The 21,897-nt window shown below is 72.8% G+C and carries 20 protein-coding genes and 1 tRNA gene; 8 read left to right on the top strand and 13 right to left on the bottom strand.

The window, feature by feature from the left end:
- Window positions 1-9 precede the first annotated feature (9 nt).
- Window positions 10-1,161 carry an ArsA family ATPase gene (gene bagB, locus HUW36_RS02275; RefSeq protein WP_174526533.1) on the top strand — a complete coding sequence of 384 codons (1,152 nt, stop codon included), beginning with the start codon at window positions 10-12 and terminating at the stop codon, window positions 1,159-1,161.
- Window positions 1,162-1,182: 21 nt separating this feature from the next.
- Here bagB and HUW36_RS02270 read toward each other — a convergent pair whose 3' ends face one another.
- Window positions 1,183-1,503 (bottom strand): WhiB family transcriptional regulator, encoded by a 321-nt coding sequence (locus tag HUW36_RS02270; RefSeq protein WP_043327856.1) that lies wholly within the window; start codon window positions 1,501-1,503, stop codon window positions 1,183-1,185.
- Window positions 1,504-1,906: 403 nt separating this feature from the next.
- Here HUW36_RS02270 and HUW36_RS02265 point away from each other — a divergent pair, with 403 nt between their 5' ends.
- Complete coding sequence (locus HUW36_RS02265) at window positions 1,907-4,345, top strand: transglycosylase domain-containing protein (protein WP_174526532.1); 2,439 nt, start codon at window positions 1,907-1,909, stop codon at window positions 4,343-4,345.
- A 77-nt stretch (window positions 4,346-4,422) separates the two neighbouring features.
- Here the strand turns inward: HUW36_RS02265 and HUW36_RS02260 are convergent, their stop codons facing one another.
- Window positions 4,423-4,878, bottom strand: coding sequence for a GatB/YqeY domain-containing protein (locus tag HUW36_RS02260; RefSeq protein ID WP_174526531.1), 456 nt, complete (start codon window positions 4,876-4,878; stop codon window positions 4,423-4,425).
- 25 nt (window positions 4,879-4,903) lie between these two features.
- Between HUW36_RS02260 and HUW36_RS02255 the strand changes: the two genes are divergently transcribed.
- A complete protein-coding gene (locus HUW36_RS02255) occupies window positions 4,904-5,797 on the top strand; it encodes a metallophosphoesterase (RefSeq protein WP_174526530.1) in 894 nt (297 codons plus the stop codon).
- Window positions 5,798-5,932: 135 nt separating this feature from the next.
- Window positions 5,933-6,009, top strand: a tRNA-Pro gene (locus tag HUW36_RS02250).
- 54 nt (window positions 6,010-6,063) lie between these two features.
- Here the strand turns inward: HUW36_RS02250 and HUW36_RS02245 are convergent.
- A complete protein-coding gene (locus HUW36_RS02245) occupies window positions 6,064-6,867 on the bottom strand; it encodes a nucleotidyltransferase domain-containing protein (protein ID WP_174526529.1) in 804 nt (267 codons plus the stop codon).
- 100 nt (window positions 6,868-6,967) lie between these two features.
- On the opposite strand from HUW36_RS02245, the gene HUW36_RS02240 reads away from it, so the two are divergent.
- Window positions 6,968-7,675 (top strand): HAD family hydrolase, encoded by a 708-nt coding sequence (locus HUW36_RS02240; RefSeq protein ID WP_174526528.1) that lies wholly within the window; start codon window positions 6,968-6,970, stop codon window positions 7,673-7,675.
- Here the strand turns inward: HUW36_RS02240 and HUW36_RS02235 are convergent.
- Together HUW36_RS02235 and HUW36_RS02230 are read right to left on the bottom strand one after the other, a co-directional pair.
- Window positions 7,617-8,867: a TolB-like translocation protein gene (locus tag HUW36_RS02235; RefSeq protein WP_174526527.1), complete on the bottom strand. Its 1,251-nt coding sequence runs from the start codon at window positions 8,865-8,867 to the stop codon at window positions 7,617-7,619. The genes HUW36_RS02240 and HUW36_RS02235 overlap by 59 nt on opposite strands.
- Window positions 8,864-9,376 (bottom strand): SigE family RNA polymerase sigma factor, encoded by a 513-nt coding sequence (locus tag HUW36_RS02230; protein WP_174526526.1) that lies wholly within the window; start codon window positions 9,374-9,376, stop codon window positions 8,864-8,866. The genes HUW36_RS02235 and HUW36_RS02230 overlap by 4 nt, the downstream gene beginning before the upstream one ends.
- Window positions 9,377-9,547: 171 nt before the next feature.
- On the opposite strand from HUW36_RS02230, the gene HUW36_RS02225 reads away from it, so the two are divergent.
- Window positions 9,548-10,651, top strand: coding sequence for a calcium:cation antiporter (locus HUW36_RS02225; RefSeq protein ID WP_217428751.1), 1,104 nt, complete (start codon window positions 9,548-9,550; stop codon window positions 10,649-10,651).
- Between the two features lie 13 nt (window positions 10,652-10,664).
- Here HUW36_RS02225 and HUW36_RS02220 read toward each other — a convergent pair whose 3' ends face one another.
- The 6 genes from HUW36_RS02220 to HUW36_RS02195 all read right to left on the bottom strand — a co-directional run bounded on the left by HUW36_RS02220 (window position 10,665) and on the right by HUW36_RS02195 (window position 16,758).
- Window positions 10,665-11,138: a hypothetical protein gene (locus HUW36_RS02220; RefSeq protein WP_174526524.1), complete on the bottom strand. Its 474-nt coding sequence runs from the start codon at window positions 11,136-11,138 to the stop codon at window positions 10,665-10,667.
- Between the two features lie 70 nt (window positions 11,139-11,208).
- Window positions 11,209-12,951, bottom strand: a complete 1,743-nt coding sequence (locus HUW36_RS02215) for a bifunctional metallophosphatase/5'-nucleotidase (RefSeq protein WP_174526523.1) — start codon at window positions 12,949-12,951, stop codon at window positions 11,209-11,211.
- 481 nt (window positions 12,952-13,432) lie between these two features.
- Window positions 13,433-14,755, bottom strand: coding sequence for a hypothetical protein (locus tag HUW36_RS02210; RefSeq protein WP_174526522.1), 1,323 nt, complete (start codon window positions 14,753-14,755; stop codon window positions 13,433-13,435).
- A gap of 1 nt (window position 14,756) precedes the next feature.
- Window positions 14,757-15,269: a SigE family RNA polymerase sigma factor gene (locus HUW36_RS02205; protein ID WP_174526521.1), complete on the bottom strand. Its 513-nt coding sequence runs from the start codon at window positions 15,267-15,269 to the stop codon at window positions 14,757-14,759.
- An 83-nt stretch (window positions 15,270-15,352) separates the two neighbouring features.
- On the bottom strand, window positions 15,353-15,973 hold the full coding sequence (locus tag HUW36_RS02200) for a histone deacetylase (protein ID WP_246247798.1): 621 nt from the start codon (window positions 15,971-15,973) through the stop codon (window positions 15,353-15,355).
- A 5-nt stretch (window positions 15,974-15,978) separates the two neighbouring features.
- On the bottom strand, window positions 15,979-16,758 hold the full coding sequence (locus HUW36_RS02195; RefSeq protein ID WP_174526520.1) for a phosphodiesterase: 780 nt from the start codon (window positions 16,756-16,758) through the stop codon (window positions 15,979-15,981).
- A 177-nt stretch (window positions 16,759-16,935) separates the two neighbouring features.
- Between HUW36_RS02195 and HUW36_RS02190 the strand changes: the two genes are divergently transcribed.
- Window positions 16,936-18,390 (top strand): GGDEF domain-containing protein, encoded by a 1,455-nt coding sequence (locus HUW36_RS02190; protein ID WP_174526519.1) that lies wholly within the window; start codon window positions 16,936-16,938, stop codon window positions 18,388-18,390.
- A gap of 119 nt (window positions 18,391-18,509) precedes the next feature.
- Here HUW36_RS02190 and HUW36_RS02185 read toward each other — a convergent pair whose 3' ends face one another.
- Together HUW36_RS02185 and HUW36_RS02180 are read right to left on the bottom strand one after the other, a co-directional pair.
- On the bottom strand, window positions 18,510-19,568 hold the full coding sequence (locus HUW36_RS02185; protein ID WP_174526518.1) for an aspartate-semialdehyde dehydrogenase: 1,059 nt from the start codon (window positions 19,566-19,568) through the stop codon (window positions 18,510-18,512).
- 5 nt (window positions 19,569-19,573) lie between these two features.
- Window positions 19,574-20,839, bottom strand: a complete 1,266-nt coding sequence (locus tag HUW36_RS02180; protein WP_174526517.1) for an aspartate kinase — start codon at window positions 20,837-20,839, stop codon at window positions 19,574-19,576.
- 239 nt (window positions 20,840-21,078) lie between these two features.
- Here HUW36_RS02180 and HUW36_RS02175 point away from each other — a divergent pair, with 239 nt between their 5' ends.
- Entirely contained in the window at window positions 21,079-21,843 is a 765-nt protein-coding gene (locus tag HUW36_RS02175; protein WP_246247796.1) for a hypothetical protein, read from the top strand.
- The last annotated feature ends 54 nt before the right edge of the window (window positions 21,844-21,897 follow it).

The following is a 21,897-nucleotide window of genomic DNA, read 5'->3' as shown; positions in this document are numbered from 1 at the left end:
TACGCTCGATTGGTGCCTTCCGAAGACGCGGCGCCTCCGCTGGACGTCGACCAGATCCTCGCCGACCCCGGCGTGCGGATCGTGGTCTGCTGCGGGGCGGGCGGCGTGGGCAAGACGACCACCGCGGCGGCGCTGGCGCTGCGCGCGGCCGAGCACCACGGCCGCCGGACGGTGGTGCTCACCATCGACCCGGCCCGCCGGCTGGCCCAGTCGCTCGGCCTGACCGAGCTGGACAACACGCCCCGGCAGGTCAAGGGCATCGACGTCGAATCAAGCGGCGGCGAGTTGCACGCCATGATGCTCGACATGAAGCGCACGTTCGACGACGTGGTGCTCCAGCACACCGACCCGGCCAAGGCCGCGGAGATCTTCGCGAACCCCTTCTACCAGGCCATGAGCTCCACCTTCGCCGGCACGCAGGAATACATGGCGATGGAGAAGCTGGGTCAGCTGCACGCCCGGGGCGAGTGGGACCTGATCGTGGTGGACACGCCGCCGTCCCGCTCCGCGCTCGACTTCCTCGACGCGCCGGCCCGGCTGTCCCGGTTCCTCGACGGCCGGATGCTGCGGCTGCTGCTGGCTCCGGCGCGCAGCGGCGGGCGGAGCATGTTCAGCCTGGTGACCGCGAGCTTCGGGATGTTCTCGAAGGTGGTGCAGAAGGTGCTCGGCGCGCAGCTGCTCACCGACCTGTCCGGCTTCGTCGCCGCGCTCGACTCGATGTTCGGCGGGTTCCGGCAGCGGGCCGAGCAGACGTACCGGATCCTGCAGGCCCGGGAGACGGCGTTCCTGCTGGTCGCGGCGCCGGAGCCGGACGCGGTCCGGGAGGCGGCCTACTTCGCGGGCCGGTTGCGTTCCGAGAGCATGCCGCTGGCGGGCCTGGTGCTCAACCGGGTGCACGAGCCGGCGGTGCCGGACCTGACCGCGGCGGAGAGCCTGGCCGCGGCGGAGCGGCTGGCGGCCGAGGGCGGGCACGAGGGCACCGTCGAGGTGCTGCGCGCGCACGCGGCGCTGGCCCAGCAGGCGGTACGCGAGCAGCAGGTGGCGGCCCGCTTCACCGAGGCGTTCCCGGCGGTGCCGGCGGTGTCGGTGACGGCGCAGCCCGCCGACGTGCACGACGTCGACGGGCTGCGGACGATCGGTGAGGCGATCAGCCGGCGGTGATCCCGCCGACCCGCGCGGCGGTCAGGTGGCGGTGGTGACCAGGACCTTGTCCTTGCCGGCCTTCTCCTTGGCGTTCTTCTTCATGGCCGCCTCGAACATCTTGCGCCAGCTGGTCACCTGCGGGTGTCGCCGCAGCAGCGCGCGCCGCTCGCGTTCGGTCATGCCGCCCCAGACACCGAACTCGATCCGGTTGTCGAGCGCGTCGGCCAGGCACTCGTACCGAACTGGGCAGCTCCGGCAGATCCTCTTCGCCACGTTCTGTTCGGCGCCCTGTACGAACAACGCGTCCGGGTCCCCGTTCTGACACGCCGCCAGTGACGGCCAGTCAGTGATCATGCCCATCTGTACACGTCCCCCCTTGCAGTACCTACCGACTTCGCGCGAGCAGCCAGCTCTTCGGACCCCCCGGTCGTCCGGCCGGCCTCCCCAGGGCGGCGCGGACGACGTGTGGCTGCGATCGCCGCCACCATCATGCTGGGTAGTCGTACGATTACGCAACGTTGTCGGCTAAATCCATCATTCCGGACGCTCCCGGCTTCCCGGGCCTTCGCCCGCCGTCTACCCGGCTCGGGTACGGGAAAACGCTGCGCCGCATCCGAAGTCCGGAGGACACTTCTGCGATCTCACGCAACCCCGCACCAGGGCTCGTGCGTTTAGCACAACGAGGCCGGCGCGTGCAGGAAATGGGGAAAGTTCCCCGCGCGCCCGCCGATCCCTGCTCGCGTACCCTGTCGAGGTGACCTGGATGCGGAAACGTGACCACAACGTGTTTACCAACGCCGCATCGCTACTGATCTGTGGCCTGCTGGCCGGCGTGGTGGTCGCCGCGGCGGCCTTCCCCGCAGTGGCGATGTCCGGACTTGCCGCCAAGGCGGGTGCCGAGACATTCGGCGCGCTGCCCAAGGAACTGACGGTGGCCCGGGCCCCGCAGATCACCTACCTGCTGGCCTCGGACGCCAAGACGCCGCTGGCCACCATGTACGACGAGAACCGCAAGGACGTCAAGCTCAAGGACATCTCGCCGTACATGCAGAAGGCCATCGTCGCGGCCGAGGACCACGACTTCTACAAGCACAACGGCGTGGACCTCAACGGCGTGGCCCGGGCGTTCGTCAACAACCAGTCCGCCGGCTCGTCCCGGCAGGGCGCCTCGACGCTCACCATGCAGTACGTCCGGCTGGCCATCTCCTACTCGGCCACCCACCCGGCCGACGTGGTCGCCGCCACCGAGGACACCAGCACCCGCAAGCTGCGCGAGATGAGCCTGGCGCTCCAGGTCGACAAGGAGCTCTCCAAGGACGAGATCCTGGAGCGCTACCTGAACATCGCCGCGTTCGGCAACGGCGCCTACGGCATCTACGCCGCCAGCCAGGTCTACTTCGGCAAGCCGCCGAGCAAGCTCGACATCCAGGAGTCGGCCATGCTCGCCGGCCTGGTGAAGGCGCCCACCGACTTCAACCCCACCACCAAGGCCGGCTACCCGGACGCGGTCGGCCGGCGTGACTACGTCATCGACAACATGGTGCAGATCGGCGCGATCACCCAGGCCGAGGCGGACGCCGCCAAGAAGGTCAAGCTCGAGGTCAGGGGCAAGCGCACGCCGAACGGCTGCGTCCAGACCACCACCCGCTCCTGGGGCTTCTTCTGCGACTACTTCTACCGCTGGTGGCTCCAGCAGGAGACGTTCGGCGGCACCTCGTACGACCGCGAGCGGCGGCTGAAGAGCGGCGGCTACAGCATCGTCACCAGCCTCGACGTGCAGGCCCAGAAGGCCGCCGACACGGCGGTGCGCAACCACCTGAGCGAGAACAGCAAGGCGGCCCGGATGGTGGCCGTGGTCGAGCCCGGCACCGGCCGGGTGCGGGCCGTGGCGGTGAACCGGAACTTCAAGCTCGACGATCCGACCAACCCGCAGAACAAGCTCTCCAGCGACCCGCGCAAGGCGAAGAAGAAAATCCGGGGCAACTACCCCAATACCGTGAACCCGCTGGTCACCGGCGGCCCCGGCATCGCCGGCTACCAGGCCGGCTCGACCTTCAAGATCTTCACGTTGGTGGCCGCGCTGGAGAAGGGCTACCCGCTCAGCTACACCATCAACGCGCCGGAGGAGTTCAAGTCCGACTACCCGGTCGAGTTCAACTCGCCGGCCGCCTGCAAGGGCACCAGCAAGTACTGCCCGAGAAACGCCAACAAGTCGATGGCCGGCCCGCACACCATGTGGAGCGGCTTCGGCTTCTCGGTGAACACGTTCTTCATCGACCTCCAGCAGCGGGTCGGCGCGGAGAACGCGGTCAAGGCGGCGCAGAAGATGGGCATCTCGTTCCGCTCGTCCAGCGACGCGCAGCTCGCCGCCAACGCGCACCAGTGGGGCGCGTTCAGCCTCGGCGTCTCGCAGACCACCCCGCTGGAGCTGGCCAACGCCTACGCCACGCTGGCCGCCGACGGTAAGTACTGCGAGCCGATCCCGGTGCAGGAGATCCGCGGGCCGGACGGCGAGAAGCTCGACATCGCCAAGCCGCGCTGCGAGCAGCGGATCAGCACCGAGGTGGCCCGCGCCGCCGTGGACGCCGCCCGCTGCCCGGTCGGCGACCGCTCCGAGACCTCCAAGTGCGGCACCGCCACCGCCGGCAACGTCCGCGGCATCGTGAAGGCGCCGGTGGCCGGCAAGTCCGGCACCACCGACGGCGAGAAGACCTCCTCGCTGGTCGCCATGACCAAGCAGTACGCGGTGGCCGGCATCATGGCCGACCCGGACTGGGCCCAGACCACCCAGCAGATGGGTCACGACGTCAAGAACGGCATCAACCCGGCGGTCTACGAGACCCTGCGGGACGCCATGAAGGGCAAGGAGCGCAAGAACTTCACCCCGCCGAGCGGCAAGATCGTCCTGGGCGACCAGCGCTCGATCCCGGGCGTGAAGTGCGAGTCCGTCGAGACCGCCAAGTCCCGACTGAAGGGTGCCGGCTTCGAGCCGGTGGTCTCCAGCAACAAGGTGCCGTCGGAGTGCCCGGCCGGCACCGCGGCCGGCACCAGCCCGGACGGGCGGACCATCAAGGGCGGCGTGGTCATGATCGAGGTCAGCTCCGGCCAGGGCACGCCCACGCCCGGCAACAGCGCCGGTCCGGGCGGGCCACCGGCTCCCCCGGGCAACGGCAACGGCCGGCCGGGACGCCCACGCGGCTGACCGGCGAGCGACGAAGACGGGCGGGCACCCCAGCGGGTGCCCGCCCGTTTCCGTCGGTCGGAGGCGGTCGGAGGCGGTCAGAGGCCGAGCTGGCGGCGCACCTCGGCGGCGACCCGGCCTCCCTCGGCCCGGCCGGCCACCGCGCCCTGGGCCGCCTTCATGGCCGGGCCCATCTGTGCCTTGCCGGTGAAGCCGCCCGCGGCGAGCGCCCCCGAGACCAGCTCGGCCAGCTCGTCGTCGGAGAGCTGCTTCGGCAGGTAGCGCTCCAGCACCTCACCCTCGGCGGTCTCCTTGCCGGCCTGCTCGGCGCGCCCGGCGTCGGCGAAGGCGGTGGCCGCCTCGCGCCGCTTCTTCGCTTCCTTGGTCAGCACCGCGAGCACCTCGTCGTCGCTGAGCTCGCGCTTTTCCCGGCCGGCGACCTCTGCGGTGCCGACGGCCGCGAGAGCCATCCGCAGCGTGGAGGTGGTCAGCTCGTCGCGCGCCTTCAGGGCGGCGCGCATGTCGGCGGTGAGACGGTCCTTCAGCGTGCTCATGGACGGTGAAACTACCCTGAACGCCATGCGAAAGCGCACACTATTCCGGCTAGCGGCCGGGACCGCCGCCGTCGGCGCGGCCACCCTGGCGTACGCGTCGCTCGTCGAGCGCAACCTGTTCACCCTCCGCCGGTACGACGTACCGGTGCTTCCGACCGACGCCGAACCACTTCGCGTGCTCCACCTGTCGGACCTGCACATGATGCCCGGCCAGCGCCGCAAGCAGGACTGGGTGGCCTCGCTTGTCGCGCTCGACCCGGACCTGGTGGTGGTCACCGGCGACAACATGGCCGACCCGGAGGCGGTACCCGGCGTGCTGCGCGCCCTGCAACCGCTGCTCGACCTGCCCGGCGCCTTCGTCTTCGGCTCCAACGACTACACCGGGCCGGTCCTGAAGAACCCGTTCACCTACTTCCTCCCCGACCGGGAGTACACCGAGGGCGTGCCGCTGCCGTACGAGGAGCTTCGTGACATCCTCACCACCGCCGGCTGGGCCGACCTGAACAACGCCCGCACCACGCTCAAGGCCGGCGGCCGGGAGATCGAACTGGTCGGCGTGGACGATCCGCACATCGAGCGGGACGACTACGACGCCGTGGCCGGTCCGGTCGGGGACTCCGCCGCACTGTCGATCGCCCTGGCGCACTCGCCGGAACCGGCGGTGCTGGACCGGATGGCCGCCGACGGCTTCGGGCTGCTGCTCGCCGGGCACACCCACGGCGGGCAGGTCTGCGTGCCCGGATACGGCGCGCTGGTGACCAACTGCGGGCTGCCCCGGTCGATGGCGCGCGGGCTGCACCGCTGGCCCGGCTCGGACTCCTGGCTGCACGTCTCCGCCGGCCTGGGCACCCACCCCACCGCCCCGATCCGCTTCGCCTGCCCGCCCGAGGCGAGCATCCTGACCCTGATCTCCCGCTGACGCATCGCTCGGCAGATCTTGGTACGCGCCCGCCCGTGGGAGGGCGACCGCGTACCAAGATCGGACGCCGGCGGCGGGGCGGGGGTACCGAGTTTGACCACGGAGGCGGGTGGGCTACTATTTGTCGGCACGCCTCGGGGTGTGGCGCAGCTTGGTAGCGCGCTTCGTTCGGGACGAAGAGGTCGTCGGTTCGAATCCGGCCACCCCGACCAGGTGAGAGGGCACATCCGATCCATGGATGTGCCCTCTCGTGCATCCTCCGCTCCTTACTTCCGGAAGATCCGCAGCTCGTCTCCCCAGCCTTCGACGACGGGGCGCAGCACCGGCGCGGAACGCTCGGCGTCGAAGGTCGCGCAGAGGCTCTCGACCCGGGCGAAGGTGGTCCGGATGGCGGCCGGATCGCCGTCCAGGGTGGCCTCCAGCAGGGAAAGGAGTTCGCCCGCCTCCCACCCGGGCACCGGGTGTTCGCGCAGTTCCCAAGGTAGGTACTTGTGGTAGGGGCGCACCCGTCCGGCCAGCGTGAAGACGACGTCCAGCAGCCAGGGCACCGACTCGGCGGCGTCGAGGCGGCGTTCCAGTCCGCGCCCGTCCCGGTCGCTCTTGAGGGCTCGGTAGGCGTAGTTCAGCCACCCGTCCAGGCGGTCGTACCCGACCAGGATCGCCTCTGCCTCGTCGGGCGTCACCGTGGCCGTCCGCCGGAGCGCGGCGGGCAACCGGCCCTCGGTGCGGTCGAGGAGGATCGGGACCCAGGCGAACGACCAGCGGAACCACCAGCCGCCGCTCCCGAACGGGGGCACCTGCTCCAACTGGGACAGCGGGACCGGAATCTCGTCGACGTCAGGGGACCGGGTCGTCCTGCGGCCACCCATGCCCTCGTCGGTGAGCACGACGTAGACGTCCAGGTCCGAGCGCTCGGTGGCGACACCCCGGCCCACCGAACCGGAGAGGACCAGACCCAGCAGGTCGTCGCCGTGATCGGCGTCGTTCCGGGCCGCCAGCTCGGTCAGCAGGCTACGGCGTCGGGGGGAGAGACCTGACGGGATGGTCAAGCCGTGGGGAGACCGGGTCACGCCCCGCACCCTTCCTCCACCGGGCCGCCCGCGGCAAGCGCGTTCCACGTCTCCGGAACACGCTGGGTGACGGCCGTCGTCGTCTCAGTAGGATGCCCGCATGGCCCGGCCGGTGATCTTCGATCTCTTCCACACCCTGGTCCACGGCGCCGACGCCGAACGTGACCGGGTGGTCGGCGAGATGGCGCTCGTCGTCGGGGTACCGCCGGACGCGCTGGTCGCCGCGTACCACGCGACCTGGCGGGACCGGCTGGTCCGCTGGGACGTCGAGGAGACGATCCGGATCCTCGCCGGCCGGCTCGGCGGCACGCCGACCGACGAGCAGGTGAGCCGCGCCGCCGACCACCGCCGGGCGCTGGCGCGCCGGGTGCTCGGCCGGGTGTCGCCCGCCGCCCTGGGTGTGCTCGACGCGCTGCGCGGCACCGGGCACCCGCTGGCCCTGATCAGCAACGCGACCGCCGAGACCGCCGAGGCGTGGGTCGAGACCCCGCTGGCCCGCCGCTTCGACGTCGCGGTCTTCTCCAGCGACGTCGGGCTGGCCAAGCCCGACCCGGCGATCTACCGCCACGCGGCCGAGCGGCTGGGCGTCGCTCCGGGCGACTGCGTCTACGTCGGTGACGGCGCGGACGGTGAGCTGGCCGGGGCCGCCGCCGTCGGGATGACCGTGCTGCGGACCACGGAGCACCAGGACACCGACCCGGGCTGGGACGGGCCCTCGTTCGCGCGCCTCACCGACCTGCCCGCCCTGCTCACCGGATCACCCGCAGGTCGAACACGACCAGTTCCGCCTCCGTCGTACGCAGGGTGAGCACCTCGGGTTCCCAGTCGAACAACTGTTGGAGCTGAGGGCCCGCCTCGCCGTCGTGGCCCTCGGGAAGGGCGTTCACCGTCGCCGCCGCCCGCCCGGTGGCCCGGTCCCAGACGACGGTGGCGACGCCGGCCGGCAGGCTCAGGCCGCCGACCACCACCCGGCCGCCGGCGGTCGCCTGCAACGTTCCCCGATACGGCAGCCGCACCAGGCCGGTCCCGTCCAGTTCCTGCAGGCCCAGCGAGCCGTCGGCGCCCCGCCCGCTGCACCAGGCCGGATTGCACTGCACGTACCGGAGATCGGGGTTCGCGCGCCAGTCCAGCCGCTCCCCGGTCGCCAGGTTGCGCAGCACACCCGCGTCGCGGGCCGTCAGCCCGGTGCCGATCCGCTGGTCGGTGATCCAGGGGCCCACGAACGCCAGGCTGAACCCGTCGCTGTCGGGTATCTGGGTCACGCGCCCCCCGGCCAGCGGCACCGATCGCACGTCGACCAGTAGGCCGCCGGGCCGCTCCGCGGTGCCCGGCACCTCGTACTCCCAGACGACCCGGTCCCCGGCCACGGTGAAACGCGGCGCCTGCACGGTGGTCAGCAGCCGCGCGGCCCCGCCGTCGAGCGGGGCCACCCACAGCTCCCGGCCCCAACGGTCCCTCCGGGTGCCTTCGAGCAGCCAGATCACCTGTCCGCCGACCCTGCGGGCCATCAGGACGCTCGGCCGCACCAGTCCGTCGGTCACCGCCGGGCCGCCGATCTCGGTCAGCGTGCCGCGCCGGGAGTCGAAGATCGAGGGGGTGGCCACGCCGACGAAGCCGTCGCGGGCCACCAGGTAGCGGTCGTCGCCGAGCAGTGCGGCGACCCCGTAGCGGTGGCCGTCCGGCAGGGTCGCCGGCAGCGTGTGCACCGCACCCGGCCACACCCGCCCGGGGTCGGGCAGCCGGGCGAAGTCGGGGATCCGGTCGGGCGAGAACGAGAGCCCGGGAGCGGGGCGGGGCTCGGGGCCGGACGGGTGGCGCACCGCCACGCCGGCCGCCCCGGTCAACACCAGAACCGCCGCCGCGACCGTGGCCACCCGCCGCCGCCGGTGGTGCCGGCGACGGACCTGGACCGCCCCGACCGGGTCGTACGCCGGCACCGGGGCGAACTCCGCCGCCCGCTCCAGGGTCGTGGTCAGCCGCTGCTCGAGTTCGTCGGTCATCCTCGCCTCCCCACCGTGGGCTGCTGGTGCAGGGCCGCGTTGGCGCGCAGCTTGTCGAGGGCACGGGCGGCCTGGCTGCGGACGGTGCCGCGGGAGACGCCCAGCAGCTCCGCGATCTCGTCGTCCGAACGATGCTCGTAGTACCGCAGCACCAGGACCGCCCGTTGCCGCGGCGGCAGCGCCGCCACGGCCGGCCACAGCTCTTCCGCCGCGCCGACCCGCTCGATCGCCGGGTCGTCCACCGGGCGATCGGGCACGTCCGACACCAGCCGCTCCCGACGGGTACGCCGCCACCGGCTGATGTGCAGCCGCGCCATCGTGGTCCGGACGTACGCCTCGGGGTTGTCCCGACGCTGCACCCGCGGCCACGCCGCCCCGAGCCGGGCGAGCGCCTCCTGTGCCAGGTCGGCCGCGTCGTGCGGGTTCGCGGTGAGCACGTACCCGTAGCGGACGAGCGCCGCCCAGCGTGCCCGGACGAACTCCTCGAACGCGGGTTCGACACCAGCCATCGGCCACCTCCTGCAACCGGGACGTCCGAGCGGTGTGGACCGTTGCATCGTCGGGGTGGGCAACCCGGGCGGCGGTCGTGACGTCGGGCGGGACCGGGCCAAAAACGGTGCGAAGGCGTCCGGCCACGGGCGGTTGATCGATTCACCTGGCATGGTTGACGGATGCCAGCGATGATCCGATCCCGCCTGACCGATTGGACCACTGTCGTACCCCTGGTCGCCGTGCTCCTGCTCGTGGTCACGTGGGGCCGGGAACTGCCCGCTGTGCTCATCTTCGTGGTGGCCGCTCTGCTCGCCGCCGCCGTGCTGGCGGCCGTGCACCACGCGGAGGTGGTGGCCCACAAGGTCGGTGAGCCGTACGGCTCACTGGTGCTGGCGGTCGCGGTCACCGTGATCGAGGTCGGTCTGATCGTCACCCTGATGATCAGCGGTGGGGACAAGACGCAGGCGCTGGCCCGGGACACCGTCTTCGCCGCCGTGATGATCACCTGCAACGGCATCCTCGGCCTGGCCCTGCTGCTCGGCGCGCTGCGCCGCCAGGTGGCGGTGTTCAACCCGGAGGGCACCGGCGGGGCCCTCGCGACGGTGGCCACCCTCGCCACGCTCAGCCTGGTGGTGCCGACGTTCACCACGAGCCGCCCCGGCCCGGAGTTCTCCCCGGCGCAGCTCGCCTTCGCGGCGGTCGCCTCGCTGGCCCTCTACCTGCTCTTCGTGATGGTGCAGACCGGCCGGCACCGCGACTACTTCCTCCCGGTCACCCAGGAGGGCAGCATCATGGCCGAGGACCGCGACGGCGACGGGCACGCCGAGCCGCCGTCCACGCGTACCGCCCTGGCCAGCCTGGCGCTGCTGGTCGTGGCGCTGGTCGCGGTGGTCGGCGACGCGAAGACCATCTCCCCGGCGATCGAGTCCGCCGTCCAGGCGGCCAACCTGCCGCAGGCGTTCGTCGGTGTGGTCATCGCCCTGCTGGTGCTGGCGCCGGAGACGCTTGCCGCCGCCCGGGCGGCCCGGCGGGACCGGGTGCAGATCAGCCTCAACCTCGCCCTCGGCTCGGCCATGGCCAGCATCGGCCTGACCATCCCGGCCATCGCGATCGCGTCGATCTGGCTGGACGGCCCGCTGCTGCTGGGCCTGGGCGGCACGCAGATGACGCTGCTCGCGCTGACCGCGGTGGCCGGCGTGCTGACCGTGGTGCCCGGCCGTGCCACCGTGCTCCAGGGCGGGGTGCACCTGGTGCTGCTCGCCGCCTTCGTGTTCCTGGCCGCCAGCCCGTGACCGGGCCGGCCGGTCAGTCGTGCAACTCGGTGCGGGCCACCTCGGCGAACGCCGCGCTCAAGTAGTCGGCGAACGGGCGCCCGGTGACCGCCAGCAGGTCGGCCACGAGCAGCGGGGCGTGCCGGGCGACCGCCGCCGGGTCGGGCGGGTTCTCGTCGTCGCCGGGGTCGTAGACGCCGAGCGCGCCGGCCAGCAGCACCAGCAGGACGTGCGGGTCGACCTCGGGCCACCACGTGGCGGCCGACCGGGCGCAGCGCTCCAGGATCTGGCGTACGTCGTCGCCGTCCAGCCCGTCCGGGTGCCCCTCCTCCAGCAGCAGGCGCACCGCGCCGCCGAGCACCAGCCCGGCCCGGTCGGCCGCGGCGAGCCGTTCGACGGCCGGACGGTACGCGGCCGCGTCCCGATCCCGGGCGGCGTCGACCGCGTCCGTGGCGGCCACGGCGATCTCGCGGGCCGGGGCGGGCAGATGACGCCAGCTCGTACTCATCGCGCCAGCATGGCAGACCGGAACGGGCCCCGGAGCGTCGCTCCGGGGCCCGTTCGGTGGTGCGGCGCCGTCAGGCGGCGGGAACCTCCGCGGTGGTCCGGATCCGGTCCAGCGCCGGCGCGGACACCGGCGACTTCTCGGTCAGGTACGCGGTGAAGGCGTCCAGGTCGATCTGGCCGGTCACCGCGTTGGTGCCACCGGTCAGGACGCTGAAGCCGTCGCCGCCACCGGCGAGGAAGTTGTTCACCGTGACGCGGTAGGTCGCGGTGTCGGTCACCGGGGTGCCGTTGATGGTGAGGCTGCCCCGGACCACCCGGGTGCCGGCGCACGGGGTGCCGGCCGGGGCGGTGGTGCCGTTGACGTCGACGACGTAGTTCACGGTCGAGGACGCGTAGAGCACCCGGGCCACGGTGAACTGCTGCTCCAGCATGCAGTAGAGCTGGGCGCCGGTCAGGTCCAGCGTCACCAGGTTGTTGGCGAACGGCTGGACGGTGAACGCCTCGGCGTAGGTGACCGGGCCGGCGTCGAGGTCGGCGCGGACACCACCGGGGTTCATGAACGCGGCGACCGCGTTCTGCTCGGTGTCGGTGGCGGCGAGCTGGGCGTCCGCGATCAGGTTGCCCAGCGGCGACTCACCGGTCTGGTACGTCGGCTTGCCGTTCGCGTCGACCCCGGTCTGGTACAGGTTCTCCTGGGTCTTGGTGATCGCCGTGGTGGTCTCGCCGACCACCCGGTCGGCCACCGGGCCGAGGGCGGTCTTGTACCTGTTGATCAGCTCGGTCGAGGCCGGGTCCTTGGCGACGTCCCGGGTGACCACGACGTTGTTGGCCGACGCGCTGACGACGTCCCGGGTACGCGGGTCGATCTTCAGGTTGATGTCGGTGACCAGGCGGCCGAACGAGCTGGCGCTGGTGACCAGCTTGCCGTTGATGTTGCAGTTGTACGCGGCGTGCGTGTGCCCGCTGACGATCACGTCGATGGACGGGTCCATCCGGTTGGCGATGTCGACGATCGGGCCGCTGAACCCGGTGCAGTCGTTGATGCCACCGCCGTTCTGCACCCCGCCCTCGTGCAGCAGCACGACGATGCTCTTGACGCCCAGCAGCCGCAGGATCCTGGCGTACTTGTTGGCGGTGTCGGCCTCGTCGGTGAAGCGCAGGCCGGCGACGCCCTGCTGGCTGACGATGTTCGGGGTGCCCTCCAGGGTCATCCCGATGAAGCCGATCGGCACACCCTTGACGATCTTGATGCCGAACGGCTGCATCAGCGGCAGGCCGGTCTTGGTCTTGAAGGCGTTCGCCGAGAGGTACTTGAACTCGGCGCCCTCGAACGGGGTGCCGTCGGCACAGCCGTCCACCGGGTGGCAGCCACCACGCTGCATCCGCAGCAGCTCGGCGGCGCCCTCGTCGAACTCGTGGTTACCGACGCTGGCGAACTCGAGCCCGGCGAGGTTCATCTCCTCGATGGTGGGCTCGTCGTGGAACGCGGCGGAGAGCAGCGGCGAGGCGCCGATCAGGTCGCCGGCGGCGACCGTGACCGTGCCCTTGCCCTGCTGCTGGGCGGCCGCCCGCATGGCCTTCAGGTGGCTGGCCAGGTATTCCGCGCCACCGGCGGGCTTGCCGTCGATGAGGCCGCTGGACCCGCTCGGCGGCTCCAGGTTGCCGTGGAAGTCGTTGATCGCGAGCAGCTGGACGTCGACCGGCTTCGAGTGGGCCTCGGCCTGGTCGGGGGTGACGGCGACCGCGGAGAATGCGGTCACGGCGAGTGCGGCCAGGCCGACGGCGGCCCGGCGGCGCATCCCGGGGACGGACATGGAACTCCTCGTGAGATACCGGCGCGTGGTGTCCGGACGATGGTTCGCCCGGCGACCCTGATCCGTGCCGTGACAGGGGGTCGATCGCGGAAGGCGGCCCTCGGGGGAACGCCGCCCCGCCGGGGGTAGCTTCTCATCCACCGGCCCGCAGGTCGACCGGGGCGGTATCGGGAATCCTCGACCCGCCGGGCGACCCGTACCGGTCTGCCCGACGAGTCCGACATGACGGTCAGGTGAATTCCCGCACGGGACACGCTGTCGTTCCGCGGTGGCACGCAGGGCGCCGACCCCCAGGGACCAGGGAGCCGGCGCCGTCGCTCATGTCACGCGGAAACCGTTGCGCTGGCAACCTTCCTTACCGGAAAAACTCCCGGCGGACCATCCGTCGCCGACCGAACGGTCGTTCACGCCCGACGGTCCGGCATCCGTAGCCAACTGTCCGAACTCGACTCACCGTCGGAGGGACGTTCCGCCCGGACGGTCACCCGCACCGCCACGTCATCGGCTGCTCCCCGCGGCGGCTCGCCGGATCCGGGTCGTCGAAGCTGGCCGTTCCGTGGATCGCACCCGTGTCGTCGACCATGACCGGCTGCGGGCCGTACTCGGGGTTCGCGCCCGGAGGCAGCGGCACCGCCCGGACCGTGCCGTCGCGCTCGACCAGCTTCCAGCCCGTGCCCGGCTCGCCGACCAGCAGCCGCCCGTCGGGGCCGACCACGACGGTGAAGTGGTTCCGGGTGTCGAGGCCACGGTAGACGACGAGCTGACCGGTGCGCAGGTTCAACACCGCCGGCGGCGACTTCTCGGTGGCACCGGGAATGATGCCGCCCAGCCAGTCGCCCCGCATCGACATACGGTCTCCCCACGAGGTCCCGGGAGCCCAGCCCGATGGCAGCGGCAACACGACGCGGGTGCCGTCGGCCCGCAGGAGAAGAAGTTCGCGGGACGCCGTCTGACCGGCCGGATCGGCGGGCCCGACGGTCACGACGGTGCCGTCGTCCCCCCAACCGATCACTCGGCCGGCCACTCCGTCGTTGAGCATCCGCGGAGTCCCGTCCGTGCCGGCGGGCCAGACCACCACCGCACTCGTCCGACTCGCCAGGATCTGGGCGAGCCCGAGGACGTCACCTCTCCGGTTGACCGCCCGGACGGTGGCCTCGTCGTATCCCGCAGGCACCGCCAGTTCCCGCACGCGTCCCTCGCGGTAGACCCACGGAACCGATCGCATCCTCCCGCTCCGACCGGCCTCCGGACTCGATGTCGTGCCGACGACCACGCCGTCGGGGTTGACGGCGACGACGTCGGCGAAGCCGCCTCCCTCGCTCGGGATGTCGGCCAGGACGGGCTGCCGACGATCCCAGAGCACCAGGCGGGAGGCAGAACGGCCCGCTGTCCCGCCGGCCACCGCGGTGCCGGCGACGAACCGGCCGGTCGGGTCGGCCGCCTGCACCCGCCCGAGCCGCACCCCGGCCGGAGCGGGCAGTTCCTGGTAGACGCAGGGCGCGGTGGCACCGGTCCGCCGCGTGGTGAGCGGCACGACGGTCGGAGTCGGCAGGATCTCGGGCGGCCGGTCGGTGACCCGGTCCATGCCCCGGCCGTGCCCGTCCCGGCCCAGCACCGCCGCTGACCCGAGCCCGACCGCGAGCACCGTCGCCGCCGCGAGCGTCACGGTCAGCCGGCGACGCCGCCGCTCGGCCCGACGGCCGGCGACCAGCACCGCGTCCAGGTCGACGCGGCTGGGCGGGACGTCCGTCCGGGGCAGCGTGCGGCGGACGACAGTGGCCGCCCGCTCCTCGTCCCAGGCCATGTCATCCTCCCGCTCGGTTGTCGGTGCAGGTCTCCAGGTCGAGCCGGTGGCGCAGCTTCGCCAGCCCGCGCGAGGTGTGGCTCTTCACGTTGCCGGTCGAGCAGTTGAGCAGGTCGGCCACCTCGGCGACCGGGAGGTCGCAGAGGAACCGCAGGGTCAGCACGGTCCGCTGGGCCGGCGGCAGGCCGGCGAGCAGGTCCCGGACGGTGTCCCGCTCCTCGACGTCGGGGCTCCGGGCGGCCGTCCGGTCCGGCGCCTGTGGCAGCAGCCGGATCCGGAACCAGCCGCGCCGGCGGTCGTCCAGGTAGGTGCGCAGCAGCATCCGCCGGACGTACGCGTCGGTGTCCTCCGCCGCGGCCGCGCGCCGCCAGTGCCGGTAGAGCTTGGTCAGCGTGGTCTGCACGATGTCGTCCGCCAGGTGGGCGTCACCACAGATCAGGTACGCGGTGCGGTGCAGCACGGGCAGCCGCGCCCGCACGTACGCCACGTACTCGGTTTCGTCCTCGGCCCGCATGCCGCTCCTTCCCGGGGACCCTACGGCTGGATGACGGGCTGGCCGGCGTCGCCGGTTGCACCGGGACAAATCGCCGCCGCGTTTCAGCCGGTGCCGACGAGCCCGCGCAGCGCCGGTCGGGTCCACCGCCCGGCGACCCCTGGCCGACCGGCCAGGTAGTCGACGGTCCGCGCGGCGTCCCAGCCGTGCGCCTCCCGCAGCCCGCGCGCCAGCATGCCGAGATAGACCGGCGCCGGCCGGCTCCACGGCACGTCCACCGCCCGGTGCGGCGCGGTGAACGTGAGCATCGGCAGGCCGTCGCGCTCGCCGACCCGCAGCAGCGTCTCGTAGCGGCCCGGCCCGAGCGTGGCCCGTCCGGTCGCGACCGCCGCCCGGATGCCGGCCAGGTCGGCGCCCGGCGGCCGGTACATCTCCTGCGCCGCGATGTCGGCGAACTGCTCGACGGTCACCAGATAGGCCCGCGCCGCCGCCCGACCCGGCAGCCCCGGGTCGTAGAACGCCATGCCGCCGGTCCAGGCCCGGGACTCGCCGGCGAAGTAGACGCCGCCGGGGATCAGCGCCGCGACCGTCCGCTCCGGTGGTCGGCAGTCCCGGCAGCCCGGGTACGTGCGCAGCCCGCCCGGCGGGCGCCCGCCCCGCAGGTACCAGTCGAGCCGCGCGGCGTGCAGGTTGGAGCCGTACGCGACGTACCAGAGCAGCGGCACCTGCGTCAGTACCAGCAGGTCCGCCCCGCGGCGTGGCTCACCTGGACGGTGTGCGTGACGCAGCCGCCGTCGGCCACCCGGTGCAGCAGGAACGCGGTCGGCTCGGCGACCAGGCCGATCTCCTCCTCGTCGGTCATGGTCAGGCTCGCCTGCACCCAGGTGCTCGGCGCGGTGGTCAGCACCGTACCGGCGAACGCGCTGGTCACCGGGCGGTGCAGGTGGCCCGCGGCGACGCGTACGACGTGGGGGTGCCGCGCGACCACGGCGGCGAGCGCGTCCCCGTCGGCGAGCCGGATCGCGTCGGCGGCCGGGACGCCCACCGCGATCGGCGGATGGTGCAGGCACACGACGGCGGGCGCCTCCGGGCGGCCGGCGAGCACCCCGTCGAGCCAGTCGAGCTGCTCGTCGCCGAGCCGCCCGCCGGAACTGCCCGCGGTGAGCGAGTCGAGCACCACGAGCGTCGCGTCCGGGTGGTCGACGTGGTAGTGCGCGGAGAACCCGCCGGCCAGGTAGGGGGTGCCGCCGAACGTGTCGAGCAACGACTCGCGGTCGTCGTGGTTGCCGGTGGCCAGGTGCACGGGCAACGGGAAGCGCCCGACGATCTCGCGGAGGGCGAGGTATTCGTCCGGCCGGCCGTTGTCGGTCAGGTCGCCGGTGATCACCACACAGTCCGGCCGGGGGCGCAGGGCGAGCACCGACCCGAGCGCCCGGTGCAGCCCGGAGGCCGGCTCGGCGGCGAGCGGGCCGGTGGTCACGTGCGGGTCGCTGAGCTGGGCGATGAGCATCGGCGCCTCCTCGGGGGCCCGGGGTCTCCACGCTATCGCCGCCGGGCCGCGCCGCGCAGGCCCGCAGATACCCACAGGCCGCGTCCACAGCCTGTGGATAGCACATGTGTACGAAGGTCGACAGCCTCCGCGCTGAGTACATTTGATCGCACCCGACCCCCTCCGAGCAGGAACGACGTGGATCACGAGCGAGTTCTCCGGGACGTCACGGCGCGCCTCCCCACGGCGTCGACCGTGCCGGAGGCGTGCCAGTGGACCGTCGCCGCGCTCGCCCGGCACACACCGGCGACCGCGACGATCCTGCTCCGGGTCCACGACCGGCTGCGGTGCGTCGCGGCGACCGGCGCCTGGCAGGTCTTCTCGCACGTCCCGGCCACCACCGACGGGACGCCGACCCGCCACCGGCCCGAGCCGTCCGTGGTGCGACGGGTCTACGCCTCCGGGCGGACCGCCGCCGTGCCCGACGTGTCCGCCGACCCGGACTACCTGCCCGTCCGGCCGGACGTCACCGCGGAACTCTGCGTGCCGGTACGCGACCCGGACGGTCACCCGATCGGCGTGCTCGACCTCCAGTGGAGCGAGCCGGTCGGGCTGACGCCGTGGCGGGAGACCGCCGAACGCCTGGCCGACCGGCTCGGCGCCCGGATCGCGGCGCTCGGCGGCCCGCCGGCCGAGAGCCGCAGCGAGAAGCTGCTCCGGCACGCGGCCACGTTCACCGCCGCGCCGACGGACTGGGACCTGACGACCGCCGCGATCGCCGCCGCCCGGGACGTGTCCGCGCTGACCGTGGCCGTGCTGGTGCTCACCGGCCGGCGCGGGCCCCGGCTGAACGCGCCCACCGACACCCCCGGCGAGCTGGAGGCGCGGATCCGGGCCGAGCTGGCGGAGGCCGGTCCGGTCGCGCTGGACCGGATGATCGACCGCGCCCACCGGTACGGTTCGGCGTACACGCTGGGCGAGGCGGGGCATCCGCCGACCGAGGAGTACCTGCCGCTGACCCGGGCCGGCGCGCGCACGCTGGTGGCGGTGCCGGTCGGCACGCCGACCGCCGGCGGGGTGCTGCTGGTCGCCGACGAGCGACTGCTACGCCCCGACCCGACCACCGTCAACCTGATCGAGTTGCTGGCCGGGCAGGCGTGGACCTGCCGGGACCGGCTGCGCACGCTGGCCCGGCTGCGCGAGCAGGCCGACTCCGACCCGCTGACCGGGCTCCGGCACACCGGGTCGTTCGGGCAGCGGATCGCCCGCGCCACGCCGGGGCGTACCGCCCTGCTGGCGATCGACGTGGACGGGTTCAAGGACGTCAACGACACGTACGGCCACCAGGCCGGCGACCGGCTGCTGGTGGGGCTGGCCCGGGCACTGGAGGGCGCGCTGCGGCAGGGCGACGAGCTGTACCGGACCGGGGGCGACGAGTTCGTCGCGGTGATCGAGGTGAGCCGCCCGGAGGAGGCGGTGCGGATCGCCGAGCGGCTGACCGAGGCGGCCCGGCGCACCGGCCGGACGATCAGCGTCGGCGTCGCGCTGCCCCGCCCCGGCGAGACACCCGAGCGCACCCTGCACCGCGCCGACCAGGCTCTCTACGCGGTGAAGCGCCACGGCCGAGACGGCATCCACCTCTCCGCCGCCTGACCGCGCCCGCGCTCCCCCCCATCGCCGATCTTGCACTTGCGGCCCCCGTTTCGCGGCTTACGTCCTCGATGTCCGGGCACAAAGTTCAAGATCGCGAAAGGCAAGGGGAGGGCAGGGGGTCAGGGGGTCAGGGCCTTGGCGAGGAGTTCGGCGATCTGGGCCGTGTTGAGGGCGGCGCCCTTGCGGAGGTTGTCGCCTGTGACGAAGAGGTCCAGGGCTCTGGGGTCGTCCACGGCGCGGCGGATGCGGCCCACCCAGGACGGATCGGTGCCGACCGCGTCGATGGGCATCGGAAACTCCCCGGCGGCCGGGTCGTCGACCAGGATCACGCCCGGCGCGTTGCGCAGCACCTCGCGGGCGCCCTCGGCGTCCACCTCGGTGGCGAAGACCGCGTGCACCGCGACCGAGTGACCGGTCACCACCGGCACCCGGACGCAGGTGGCGGAGACCTTCAGGTCGGGCAGGCCGAGGATCTTGCGCGACTCGTTGCGCAGCTTCAGCTCCTCGGAGGACCAGCCGCCGTCGGCCAGCGAGCCGGTCCACGGCACCACGTTCAGCGCCAGCGGCGCCGGGAACGGGCCCAGCTCGTCACCGACGGCCTGGCGCACGTCGCCGGCGCGGGAGCCGAGCACCCGGTCCCCGGCGATCTTGCCGAGCTGGAGGTGCAGCGCGTCCACCCCGGCCTGCCCCGCCCCGGAGACCGCCTGGTACGAGGCGAGCACCAGCTCACGCAGGCCGTACTCGCGGTGCAACGGGGCGATCGCCACGATCATCGCCAGGGTCGTGCAGTTGGCGTTGGCGATGATCCCCTTCGGCCGGTTGCGCACCTGCTCGGGGTTGATCTCGGGAACCACCAGCGGCACGTCCCGGTCCATCCGGAACGCGCCTGAGTTGTCCACCACCACGGCGCCGCGGGTCACCGCGACCGGCGCCCATTCGGCCGCGACGTCGTCCGGCACGTCGAACATCGCCACGTCGACACCGTCGAACGCGTCGGCGGTGAGGGCCTGGACGGTCAGCTCCTCGCCCCGGCACCGGATCCGGCGGCCGGCCGACCGCTCGGAGGCCAGCAACCGGATCTCACCCCACACGTTGCGGCGGGAGGAGAGGATCTGGCACATCACCGTGCCGACGGCACCTGTCGCCCCGACCACGGCGAGGGTGGGCAGCGACGCCATCCGCGCTACCTCCCGGTGCCGGCGTAGACGACGGCTTCGGTGTCACCACCCAGCTCGAAGGCGTCGTGGATGGCCCGGACCGCCTTGTCGAGGTCGGTGTCCCGGCAGACCACGGAGACCCGGATCTCCGAGGTGGAGATCATTTCGATGTTCACCCCGGCGGCGCCGAGCGCGGCGAAGAACCCGGCGGCGACACCCGGGTGCGAGCGCATGCCGGCGCCGATCAGCGAGACCTTGCCCACGTGGTCGTCGTAGAGCAGGCCCTTGAACTTGACCGACTCCTGGATCTTGCTGAGCGCGGTCATCGCGGTCGGGCCGTCCGCCTTGGGCAGCGTGAACGAGATGTCGGTGCGGCCGGTGCCCTCGGTGGACACGTTCTGCACGATCATGTCGATGTTGATCTCGGCGCCGGCCACGGTGTCGAAGATCGAGGCGGCGGCGCCCGGCTCGTCGGGCACGCCGACGATCGTGATCTTCGCTTCGCTGCGGTCGTGGGCGACCCCGGTGATCAGTGCCTGTTCCACAGGAAGGTCCTCCATCGATCCGGTGACCATCGTGCCGGTGTTGGTCGAGTATGACGAACGGACGTGGATCGGCAAGCCCGCGCGCCGGGCGTACTCGACGCTGCGCAGGTGCAGCACCTTCGCGCCGCAGGCGGCCAGCTCCAGCATCTCCTCGTAGGTGATCTGCTTGATGTGCCGGGCGTTCGGCACGATCCGCGGGTCGGCGGAGAAGATGCCGTCCACGTCGGTGTAGATCTCGCAGACGTCGGCGTGCAGCGCGGCGGCGAGCGCCACGGCGGTGGTGTCGGAGCCGCCCCGACCGAGCGTGGTGACGTCCTTGGTGTCCTGCGAGACGCCCTGGAAGCCGGCGACGATGACCACCGCGCCCTCGTCCAGCGCGCCCTTGAGCCGCCCCGGGGTGACGTCGATGATCCGGGCCCGGCCGTGCACCGAGGTGGTGATCACTCCGGCCTGGGAACCGGTGAACGAGCGGGCCTCGTACCCCAGGTTGTGGATGGCCATGGCGAGCAGCGCCATGGAGATCCGCTCCCCGGCGGTGAGCAGCATGTCCAGCTCGCGGCCCGGCGGCAGCGGGCTCACCTGGTTGGCCAGGTCGAGCAGCTCGTCGGTGGTGTCGCCCATGGCGGAGACCACCACGACCACGTCGTCGCCCGCCTTGCGGGCCGCCACGATGCGCTCGGCCACCCGCTTGATCCGCTCGGCGTTGGCGACGGAGGACCCGCCGTACTTCTGCACCACGAGTGCCACGACGGTGCGCTCCCTCCCAGCGACGACCCTGAGCGTGCCGACGCCGCCGGGCGTTTCCGTCCGGCGGCGTGTGTCAGACCTCCTCAGGGTATCGGTCGGGCCGCGACGCCGGGTCGGGTGATCCCACCATCCGGCCCCGGCGTGGGGCGGCTCACCGGCCCCGCGGACCACGGACACGCCAAGCGGTACAGCCGTACGGTGGGCTGACCCGGGCCACCACCAGCCAGCAGAATGACCAGGTGCACGCTCATCGACGCGCGGTCCCCGGACGTATCGGCGTACTCGCGCTCCTCCTGCCGACGCTGCTGGCCGGCTGCGGCGCCGACCCGCCGGCGGCGGCCCCGACGGGCGGGCCCGACCCGGTCCCGGTGCAGGTCGACGCCGCCCGCGACGAGCTGGCCGGGGTGGCCGCCGCCGCGCAGGACCGGCACTACACCGCCACGTACGCCTTCACGCCGACCGGGGGCACTCCCCGCACCGTCGCGGTGACCAGCGCCGACGACGGCAGCTGGCGGGTCGACGTGCCGCGCTGGGCACACGACGGCACGGTGGACGTCTCGCTGGCCGCCACCTCGGACGGGCTGTTCCAGTGCGCCCTGCCCTCCGCCGGCCGGGCGGAGCCGGCCTCCTGCGTACGCCTCGGCGACGCCGACGACGCGGTGCCCCGCCGGCTGGACCCCCGGGTGCAGCACCCGTTCACCGACTGGCTGGAGGTGCTCACCGACAGGCGCGCCCCCCTGTCGGTCTCCCCCGCCGACGCGCCGACCGGCGTCACCGGGAGGTGCTATGCCGTCGACTCGACCTCGGCCTCGATGAACGCACCGTTGGACGTCGGCATCTACTGCTACCGGGAGGACGGCACCCCGGTGGCGGTCCGCGCCGCCTTCGGCATGCTCACGCTGACCGGCGAGCCCGCTCCGGCCCCGGCGACGGTGGAGTTGGCCGGCGCGGTGGGCGACGGCGAACCGGTGGGTAGGGACGTGCCGGCACCGACAACGTCGTAGAGCTTTGTCCGTTACGGGTGCCCTTGACCACATCTGACCACCCCCGGCGGCCCG

The sequence above is a fragment of the Micromonospora maritima genome, assembly GCF_902825405.1.
Classification (GTDB): domain Bacteria; phylum Actinomycetota; class Actinomycetes; order Mycobacteriales; family Micromonosporaceae; genus Micromonospora; species Micromonospora maritima.
The sequence above is the reverse complement of the archived record's forward strand: the minus strand, read 5'-3'. Positions and strand labels throughout refer to the sequence as shown.

Bases quoted from the DNA above. Each gene is read 5' to 3' on its own strand.
- HUW36_RS02225 (WP_217428751.1), top strand. From the start codon at position 9,548: ATGATCCGATCCCGCCTGACCGATTGGACCACTGTCGTACCCCTGGTC.
- HUW36_RS02240 (WP_174526528.1), top strand. From the start codon at position 6,968: ATGGCCCGGCCGGTGATCTTCGATCTCTTCCACACCCTGGTCCACGGC.
- HUW36_RS02195 (WP_174526520.1), bottom strand. From the start codon at position 16,758: ATGCTCATCGCCCAGCTCAGCGACCCGCACGTGACCACCGGCCCGCTC.
- HUW36_RS02270 (WP_043327856.1), bottom strand. From the start codon at position 1,503: ATGGGCATGATCACTGACTGGCCGTCACTGGCGGCGTGTCAGAACGGG.
- HUW36_RS02230 (WP_174526526.1), bottom strand. From the start codon at position 9,376: ATGGCTGGTGTCGAACCCGCGTTCGAGGAGTTCGTCCGGGCACGCTGG.
- HUW36_RS02265 (WP_174526532.1), top strand. From the start codon at position 1,907: ATGCGGAAACGTGACCACAACGTGTTTACCAACGCCGCATCGCTACTG.
- HUW36_RS02185 (WP_174526518.1), bottom strand. From the start codon at position 19,568: ATGGCGTCGCTGCCCACCCTCGCCGTGGTCGGGGCGACAGGTGCCGTC.
- HUW36_RS02220 (WP_174526524.1), bottom strand. From the start codon at position 11,138: ATGAGTACGAGCTGGCGTCATCTGCCCGCCCCGGCCCGCGAGATCGCC.
- HUW36_RS02235 (WP_174526527.1), bottom strand. From the start codon at position 8,867: ATGACCGACGAACTCGAGCAGCGGCTGACCACGACCCTGGAGCGGGCG.
- HUW36_RS02210 (WP_174526522.1), bottom strand. From the start codon at position 14,755: ATGGCCTGGGACGAGGAGCGGGCGGCCACTGTCGTCCGCCGCACGCTG.
- HUW36_RS02205 (WP_174526521.1), bottom strand. From the start codon at position 15,269: ATGCGGGCCGAGGACGAAACCGAGTACGTGGCGTACGTGCGGGCGCGG.
- HUW36_RS02255 (WP_174526530.1), top strand. From the start codon at position 4,904: ATGCGAAAGCGCACACTATTCCGGCTAGCGGCCGGGACCGCCGCCGTC.
- HUW36_RS02260 (WP_174526531.1), bottom strand. From the start codon at position 4,878: ATGAGCACGCTGAAGGACCGTCTCACCGCCGACATGCGCGCCGCCCTG.
- HUW36_RS02215 (WP_174526523.1), bottom strand. From the start codon at position 12,951: ATGTCCGTCCCCGGGATGCGCCGCCGGGCCGCCGTCGGCCTGGCCGCA.